The sequence below is a fragment of the Rhizobacter sp. P2_H2 genome (genome assembly GCF_056403375.1).
This window is the reverse complement of sequence record NZ_JBFUFP010000180.1, coordinates 1-7,524: the sequence shown is the minus strand read 5'-3', so window position 1 is coordinate 7,524 and position 7,524 is coordinate 1. Positions and strand designations below refer to the sequence as shown.

Here is a 7,524-nt window from a genome sequence, read left to right as displayed (position 1 = left end):
GTCCCCCCGTCCCCTCAGGAGAAAGACCATGCTTGAACCGAGCTTCCGCGACCTGCCTGAACGCCAGGTGCTGTGCGCCACCGAACGCGGCGCGATCGACAACGACATGAGTGCCGCCGCGCAACGCGCCTTCGGCCGCCTGCTGCCCGCTGTGCAGGCGCTCGGCCTCGGCGAGCGGCAGACCGCGTGCCTCGCGATCTGTCCCGACGAGATCAAGGGCTTCGACGACCCCGAGGCGCGCTTCATCGCGGCCGTCGCGTTCAGCGGCCCGGTGCCCGATCTCTCGGCCGTCGACCGCATCGACTGCCAGGCGATCCCCGCCGGCCGCTGGGCGGTGTTCCGCCACACCGGCCCGTACGACACGCTGTGGCAGACCTGGCGCGCGATCTACCGCGACTGGGTGCCGTCGTCCGGCATCGAGCTGCGCGACGCCGCGCCGTTCGAGGACTACGTGAACGACCCCAGCCAGGTGCCGGCCGAGCAATTGATCACCGACATCCACATCCCGGTGCGCTGACGCGCCGCTCAGTGCTCGAGCGGCAGGCCGACGTAGTTCTCGGCCAGCACCGTGGCCGCCGCCTCGGAGTGCAGCAGGTAGCCGATCTCGGCCTCCTGCACCTTCTGGCCGAACTCGCCGCCGTCCGGGAAACGGTGCATCAGCGACGTGAACCACCACGAGAAGCGCACCGCGTTCCAGACGCGGCGCAGGCAGCGTTCGGAGTAGCGGTCGATGCCGGCGTCGCTGCGCTGCCGGTAGTGCTCGATCAGCGCCTGCGACAGGTACTGCACGTCGGAGGCCGCGAGGTTCAGGCCCTTCGCGCCGGTCGGCGGCACGATGTGCGCCGCATCGCCGGCGAGGAACAGCCGGCCGAAGCGCATCGGCTCGGCGACGAAGCTGCGCAGCGGCGCGATGCTCTTCTCGATCGACGCTCCGGTGACCATGCGCTCGGCCGATTCCGGGTCGAGCCGGCGCCGCAGCTCGTCCCAGAACGCCTGGTCGCTCCAGCGCGCGACCGAGTCGTCCGCCGGGCACTGGATGTAGTAGCGGCTGCGCGTCAGCGATCGCATGCTGCACAGCGCGAAGCCGCGCTCGTGGTTCGAGTAGATCAGCTCGTGCGAGACCGGTGGCGTGTCCGACAGCACGCCGAGCCAGCCGAACGGGTAGCTGCGCTCGAACACCTTCAGCGCGGCCGGCGGCACGCTCGCGCGGCTCACGCCGTGGAAGCCGTCGCAGCCGGCGATGAAATCGCACTGCAGCTCGTGCGTGACGCCTTGCCGGCGCCAGGTGACGCGCGGCGCCGCACCGTCGAAGTCGTGCAACGCAACGTCCTCGGCCTCGTACTCGGTGACGGCGCCGCAGGCGCTGCGGGCATCCATCAGGTCGCGCGTCAGCTCGGTCTGGCCGTAGACCATCACCTGCCGGCCGTGCGTCAGCCGGTGCAGGTCGATGCGCTGGCGGGTGTTGCGAAAGCCGAGGGCGAAGCCGCCGTGCACCAGCCCCTGCGCATGCATGCGCTGGCCGATGCCGAGCTGGTCCATCAGGTCGACCGTGCCCTGCTCGAGCACGCCGGCGCGGATGCGGCCCAGCACGTAGGCGGCGCTGCGCTGCTCGAGGATCACCGCATCGATGCCGGCCTGGTGCAGCCGCTGGCCCAGCAGCAGCCCCGCCGGCCCACCGCCGACGATGGCTACTTGTGTGCGGGCCGTTGTCACAGCACCGTGCGCAGGCTCGCCTGCGCGTGAAGCAAGGCCGGCAGCGAGCCTTCGACCAGCTGGTCCATCGTCACGCGCGCCGCATGCACGCTGACGTTCATCGCCGCGAGCACCTCGCCGCGGTGGTTCTTCAGCGGCACCGAGATCGTGCGCAGCCCGAGCTCCAGCTCCTGGTCCACCGTCGCATAGCCCTGCGAGCGGGTGCGGGCGATCTCCAGGCGCAGCCGCTCCGGCAGCGTGATGGTGTTGGGCGTCAGCGGCTCCAGCGCCTGGCGGGCGATCCACGCGTCGACCTCGGCCTGCGGCAGCGCGCTCAGCAGCACGCGGCCGTTCGCGGTGCAGTACGCCGGCACGCGCGTGCCGGGCTGCAGCGTCGACGACACGACGCGGCCGGCGCTGGTGGCGGCGATGCAGATCACGTCGTTGCCATCCAGCACGCCGGCCGACGAGGCCTCCTTCAGCGCGTAGGCCAGCTTGTGCAGCTCCGGCTGCACGATGCGCGGCAGCCGCGCCGAGTGCATGTAGCTCTGGCCCATGCGCAGCACCTTCGGCGTCAGCGCGTACATCTTGCGGTCGCTGTTGACGTAGCCGAGGTACTCCAGCGTGATCAGGTAGCGGCGGGCGGCGGCGCGGGTCAGGCTGCAGCGCGCGGCGACCTCGCTGATCGTGAGCCGTGGCCGGTCCTGGTCGAAGGCCTCGATCACCGCGAGGCCCTTCTCGAGGCCGGCGATCAGGTCGCGCTTGTTGGGACCGGCGGCGGTGGTGGTGGAGGACGGTGCCTCGGCGAGGTCGCCGGCCGGGTCGTCGTCGTCGGGAAGCTGCGGTTCGCGAGCATTCATCAACTGCTACTCCGATGTGCGCCAATCGCCCACGGCGGGCGCTGTGTCGACGCGATCGATGCGCAACCCCTTGTGGTGCGGATCAATGTAGCCTACCTTTCGCGCGTTGCAGCTGCCGCCGGGCCTTCGTGGGCGATTGGCGGATCAAGGAGACAGCGATGCAGTTCGACGAGGTGGCCCCGGGCGTGTACCCGAGCCTGATCCATCCCCCCTACCAGTCCACCCGCAGCCGGGGCCCGATGCAGCCGCCGTTGCGCGTGAAGGCACCGGCGCCGGCACGCGACGGCGTGCGTTTCTCTCCGGCGCTGGTCGGCCCGAAGGACCTCGACCTGACGGCTCACGGCAGCAGCGCACCGCTCGGCGAGAAGATCATCGTCAGCGGCCGCGTGGTCGACGAGGACGGCCGCCCGGTGCGGCGCTCGCTGCTCGAGGTGTGGCAGTGCAATGCGGCCGGCCGCTACTGGCACAAGAAGGACCAGCACGATGCGCCGCTCGACCCCAATTTCCACGGCATCGGCAAGATGTTCACCGACGACGACGGCCGCTACCGCTTCGTCACCATCAAGCCGGGGCCGTACCCGTGGGGCAACCACGACAAGGCCTGGCGACCGGCGCACATCCACTTCTCGCTGTTCGGCAACGTGCTGGCGCAGCGGCTGGTGACGCAGATGTATTTCGCGAACGACCCGCTGTTCGCGTTCGATCCCATCTTCCAGAGCATTCCGGATGCCGCGGCGCGAACCCGCCTGGCCGCGCACCTGAACATGGACCACACCGACGGCGGCAACGCCCTCGRCTACGACTTCGACATCGTGCTGCGCGGCCGCCACGCGACGCCGATGGCCCTGTGAGCACCGAAGCCATGACGAGCAGGATCACTTCATCGCAGACCATCGGTCCGTTTCCGCACGAGGGTTGGCGCTGGGCCGCCGAGCTGTCGCAGCTGGGGGCCACGGCCACGACCTGGATCACGATCGGCGGCACGCTGTTCGACGGGCAGGGCCAGCCGGTGAGCGATGGCTGGGTCGAGGCCTGGTCACCGGCTGCGGCGACGGGCGAGCATGAGCGCCCGATGCCCGGCTTTCGCCGTTGCCCGACCGGCGAGCGGGGCGAGTTCCGGATCGAACTGGCCGCTTCGCCGCAGGCCGCCCCGGGCGAGCCGGCGGCCTGGATCACGCTGTTCGCGCGCGGCCTGCTGAAGCACCAGTTCTGCGCGGTGTTCCTGGCCGATGCGCCGGGGCTTGCGAGCTCGGAACTGCTGGCGCAGGTGCCGGCGGCGCGCCGCGACACGCTGCTCGCGCAGCGCCAGGCCGATGGCAGCTACCGCTGGGACATCCACCTGCAGGGCGAGCGCGAGACGGTGTTCCTCGATTTCGAGTGAGCGTGCGGGGCCCGGGTGTCAGCGGTTCGCCGCCGCGTGCGCGCGGGCGAGCAGCGCGTCCATCGCGACGGCCTGCGCGATCGAATCGTCGAGCGTGATGCGCACCGCCTCGTGGCCGAGCGCCGCCGCCTCGAAGTGCCGCACCATCAGCGCATACGGGTCGCAGGGCGCGAAGCGCTCGACGTGATCGCCGATGCGCAGCACCGCCTCGACGTCCTTCCAGCCGAACGGCGTCTCCAGCCGCAGGATGCCGTCGCGCAGCAGCGCCTCGAACTGCGTGTGCGGCGGCAGCGAGAACGCGCAATCGAAGTGGCCGGTGACGTCGCCGTGCGCCGTGTCGAAACGCAGCATCGCGTGCGCCGCATGGTCGACGCGGCCGCCTTCGGCATCGGGCGGCGTCAGCCCGGCCGCGACGCCGAGCACCACCGGCTCGACGCCGGCCAGCCACCGCATCACGCTCAGCGGATAGCAGCCCAGGTCGTACAGCGCGCCGCCGCCCATGCGGCGGCTCCAGCGCACGTCGGCCGGGTCGTGCAGCGTGTAGGTGAAGTGGCTGCGCATCCATTTCAGCGGGCCCCAGGCCTCGCCGCGCACCAGCGCCTGGGCGCGCGCGAGCTGCGGGTGGAAGTGGTGCATGAAGGCTTCCATCACCAGCCGCCCGGCGGTGCCGGCGGCGGCCTTCATCCGGCGCGCCTCGTCGGCGCTCAGCGCGAGCGGCTTCTCGCACAGCACGTGCTTGCCGGCTTTCAGTGCGGCCAGCGTCAGCGGCAGGTGCGCATGGTTGGGCAGCGCGATGTAGACCGCGTCGATGTCGTCGCGGGCCAGCAATGCGTCGTAGCCGGTCGCGAGCGGGATCTCGTGCTTTGCGGCGTAGGCGGCGCCGCGGACTGGATCGCTGCAGCCGACCGCGACGATCGGGCTGCCGGTGCTGCGGAAGGCCGGGATCAGCGCCGATGCGGCGATGCGGGCGGCGCCGATCAGGCCCCAGCGGAGGGTGGGTGGAGAGGTCATGGCCGTGGTGGTGCGAGCTTCGCCCATCGTGCCAGCAAATCCCGTTCTCGCTCCACCGTCAGCTTGCCATCGCGCCGCGAATCGCCGAGCGCGGGGATCGGCTCGGCCAGGATGTCGGCTGCGGTGTCCAGCAACGGCCGCGTTTGCAGCCCCGCCGCTCGCGCCCGTGTCACGCTCACTGCGAGGAAGCCCTGCGAATCCGCCTCGCTCGCCGGGATCCACAGCGGCAACTCGGTCCACAGGCGCACGCCTTCGGCCTGCAGGAAGGTCTCGCCGACGAGCCGTGGGGTCGCCGGCGCGTGCCCCGCGTGCACGGCCGCGGTGATGCAGGCGTCGATCATCTGCGGCCAGGTCAGCGGCCCGTCGACCGGGCCGGTCGCGTTGAAGTCGCCGCGCGTGCCGCGCTCCAGCAACCGCAGCATCCACGCGGCGAGGTCGCGCACGTCGATCATCTGCAGCGGCGACGGCGCCTCGGGCACCAGCATCGTGCCGCCCGCCGCGGCGCGCCACGGCCAGTGGCTGAAGCGCCCGGTCGGGTCGCCGGGGCCGACGATCAACCCCGGCCGCACCACCAGCGCCCGCTCGCCCCACGCCGTGCGCAAGGCCGCCTCGCAGGCCGCCTTCTGCGCCCCGTAGTGTGCGGCGCTGCGGTCGTCCGGCGCCACGCCGTCGAACGATGCCAGCGGCGCCCGCTCGTCTTCACCCGGCCGAACGAGCGACGCATACGCCGACACGCTCGAGACGAACAGGTACTGCCCCGCATCGGACAAGGCCTCGGCGCTGAGGCGCAGGTCACCCGGCAGGTAGCCGCAGGTGTCGACCACCGCATCGAAGCGCCGGCCCTGCAGCGCACCGAGATCGCGCTGCCGGTCACCAACGATGCATTCGACGCCCGCCGGCCAGGCACGGCGCGCCCGCCCGCGGTTGAACACCGTCACCGCATGCCCCGCCGCGCAGGCCGCATCGACCACGGCCGCACCGAGGAACACGCCGCCACCGAGCACCAGCAGCCTCATGGCGACACCGGCAACGGCGACGGCGCCTTCACCTCTTCCATGCAGATCATCGAACGCACGTCGTCGACGCCGGGCACCTGCATCAGGCGGTCGGTCAGGAACTGGCTCAGGCTCTTCAGGTCCTGCGCGACCACCTTCAGCAGGTAGTCGCTGTCGCCCGACACCGTGTGGCATTCGAGGATCTGCGGGAAGGCGCGGATGTCGGCCTCGACCTCGCGCACGCGGCCGAACTGACCGCCGTCGATGTTCAGGCTGACGTAGGCCATCACACCCAGCCCGAGCGCCTGCGGATCGACCTGCGCGCGGTAGCCGCGGATCACGCCGCGCTCCTCCAGCGCGCGCACGCGGCGGAAGCACTGCGGTGCCGACAGGTGCACCTGCGCCGCCAACTCCACGTTGCTGGCGCGGCCATCGGCCTGCAGGGCTTCCAGAATCTTGCGGTCCAGGCCGTCAATCGCTCCACCGTTCATCGCTTCGCCTTCATTGATGCATGAATCGTGCGTCAACGGCGGCAAGGATGCAAGTTTTGGAAAGCAAATTTCGCCGCCGCATCTCTAGACTGTGAGCGTTCGCTATGCATTCAGACCAGGAGTTGACATGACCACCGCCGCCCGCGCCGCCGCCCTGCAAGCCCGCCACGCCGCCCCGCAGGAATCTCCGATCACGCTGGAGCAACGCCACGGCGCCCACAACTATCACCCGCTGCCGGTCGTGCTGACGCGCGGCGAGGGCGTGCACCTGTTCGACGACCGGGGCCGGCGCTACCTGGACATGATGTCCGCCTACTCGGCCGTCAGCTTCGGCCACAGCCACCCGGAGCTGGTGCGCGCGCTCACCGAGCAGGCGCAGACGCTGGCCGTGACGAGCCGGGCCTTCCACACCGATCGGCTCGGTCCCTTCCTACAGACACTGTGCCGCATGACCGGCATGGCGCGGGCGTTGCCGATGAACAGTGGCGCCGAGGCGGTGGAGACCGCGATCAAGGCGGCGCGCAAATGGGCCTACAAGGTCAAGCGCGTGCCCGAGGGCCAGGCGCAGATCCTCGTCGCCGAGGGCAACTTTGCCGGCCGCACCACCACCATCGTCGGTTTCTCGACCGAGGCGCAATACCGCGACGGCTTCGGCCCGTTCGCGCCGGGTTTCAACGCGGTGCCGTTCGGCGATGCGCGGGCCCTGGAGGCCGCGATCACGCCGCACACCGCCGCCTTCATCGTCGAGCCGATCCAGGGCGAGGCCGGCATCATCGTGCCGCCGGCCGGCTACCTGAAGGCGGTGCGCGAGATCTGCACGAAGCACGACGTGCTGATGATCTGCGACGAGGTGCAGACCGGCCTCGGCCGCACCGGCCGCCTGCTGGCCTGCGAGCACGACGGCGTGCTGCCCGACGGGCTGGTGCTCGGCAAGGCGCTCGGCGGCGGGCTGCTGCCGGTCAGCGCGTTCCTGGCGCGCGAGGACGTGATGGCGCAGTTCACCCCCGGCGACCACGGCAGCACCTTCGGCGGCAACCCGCTGGCGGCGGCGGTCGGGCTGGCGGCCCTGCAGCTGCTGGAGCGCGAGCAGCTGG

General features: G+C 71.1%; 9 protein-coding genes. 4 read left to right on the top strand and 5 right to left on the bottom strand.

Features of this window, described 5'->3' with window-relative positions; translation table 11 throughout:
• Window positions 1-28: 28 nt before the first annotated feature.
• The gene (locus tag AC1D15_RS12390) at window positions 29-517 is read left to right on the top strand and encodes an AraC family transcriptional regulator (protein WP_477826204.1); all 489 of its coding nucleotides are present in this window, start codon (window positions 29-31) and stop codon (window positions 515-517) included.
• An 8-nt stretch (window positions 518-525) separates the two neighbouring features.
• On the opposite strand, the gene pobA is transcribed toward AC1D15_RS12390, so the two are convergent.
• Together pobA and AC1D15_RS12380 are read right to left on the bottom strand one after the other, a co-directional pair.
• Window positions 526-1,713: a 4-hydroxybenzoate 3-monooxygenase gene (pobA, locus tag AC1D15_RS12385; RefSeq protein ID WP_477826203.1), complete on the bottom strand. Its 1,188-nt coding sequence runs from the start codon at window positions 1,711-1,713 to the stop codon at window positions 526-528.
• On the bottom strand, window positions 1,710-2,552 hold the full coding sequence (locus AC1D15_RS12380) for an IclR family transcriptional regulator domain-containing protein (protein WP_047508989.1): 843 nt from the start codon (window positions 2,550-2,552) through the stop codon (window positions 1,710-1,712). Before AC1D15_RS12380 ends, pobA begins: the two co-directional genes overlap by 4 nt.
• 158 nt (window positions 2,553-2,710) lie before the next feature.
• Here AC1D15_RS12380 and pcaH point away from each other — a divergent pair, with 158 nt between their 5' ends.
• Complete coding sequence (gene pcaH, locus AC1D15_RS12375; RefSeq protein ID WP_477826202.1) at window positions 2,711-3,403, top strand: protocatechuate 3,4-dioxygenase subunit beta; 693 nt, start codon at window positions 2,711-2,713, stop codon at window positions 3,401-3,403.
• An 11-nt stretch (window positions 3,404-3,414) separates the two neighbouring features.
• Window positions 3,415-3,933, top strand: coding sequence for a peptidase associated/transthyretin-like domain-containing protein (locus AC1D15_RS12370; RefSeq protein ID WP_465110731.1), 519 nt, complete (start codon window positions 3,415-3,417; stop codon window positions 3,931-3,933).
• A gap of 18 nt (window positions 3,934-3,951) precedes the next feature.
• Here AC1D15_RS12370 and AC1D15_RS12365 read toward each other — a convergent pair whose 3' ends face one another.
• Genes AC1D15_RS12365 through AC1D15_RS12355 form a run of 3 tightly spaced genes read right to left on the bottom strand, consistent with a single transcriptional unit; the run spans window position 3,952 to window position 6,430 of the window.
• Window positions 3,952-4,944 carry a Gfo/Idh/MocA family protein gene (locus AC1D15_RS12365; protein ID WP_477826201.1) on the bottom strand — a complete coding sequence of 331 codons (993 nt, stop codon included), beginning with the start codon at window positions 4,942-4,944 and terminating at the stop codon, window positions 3,952-3,954.
• Window positions 4,941-5,960 (bottom strand): NAD-dependent epimerase/dehydratase family protein, encoded by a 1,020-nt coding sequence (locus AC1D15_RS12360; RefSeq protein WP_477826200.1) that lies wholly within the window; start codon window positions 5,958-5,960, stop codon window positions 4,941-4,943. Before AC1D15_RS12360 ends, AC1D15_RS12365 begins: the two co-directional genes overlap by 4 nt.
• Complete coding sequence (locus AC1D15_RS12355) at window positions 5,957-6,430, bottom strand: Lrp/AsnC family transcriptional regulator (protein ID WP_047508983.1); 474 nt, start codon at window positions 6,428-6,430, stop codon at window positions 5,957-5,959. The genes AC1D15_RS12360 and AC1D15_RS12355 overlap by 4 nt, the downstream gene beginning before the upstream one ends.
• A gap of 127 nt (window positions 6,431-6,557) precedes the next feature.
• Here AC1D15_RS12355 and rocD point away from each other — a divergent pair.
• Window positions 6,558-7,524: ornithine--oxo-acid transaminase (rocD, locus tag AC1D15_RS12350; RefSeq protein WP_477826199.1), on the top strand; the 967-nt coding region annotated here is incomplete at its 3' end.

Excerpts from the sequence above, each read along its gene's own strand:
- AC1D15_RS12360 (WP_477826200.1), bottom strand. The coding sequence starts at position 5,960 with ATGAGGCTGCTGGTGCTCGGTGGCGGCGTGTTCCTCGGTGCGGCCGTG.
- AC1D15_RS12380 (WP_047508989.1), bottom strand. The coding sequence starts at position 2,552 with ATGAATGCTCGCGAACCGCAGCTTCCCGACGACGACGACCCGGCCGGC.
- AC1D15_RS12370 (WP_465110731.1), top strand. The coding sequence starts at position 3,415 with ATGACGAGCAGGATCACTTCATCGCAGACCATCGGTCCGTTTCCGCAC.
- AC1D15_RS12365 (WP_477826201.1), bottom strand. The coding sequence starts at position 4,944 with ATGACCTCTCCACCCACCCTCCGCTGGGGCCTGATCGGCGCCGCCCGC.
- AC1D15_RS12355 (WP_047508983.1), bottom strand. The coding sequence starts at position 6,430 with ATGAACGGTGGAGCGATTGACGGCCTGGACCGCAAGATTCTGGAAGCC.
- AC1D15_RS12390 (WP_477826204.1), top strand. The coding sequence starts at position 29 with ATGCTTGAACCGAGCTTCCGCGACCTGCCTGAACGCCAGGTGCTGTGC.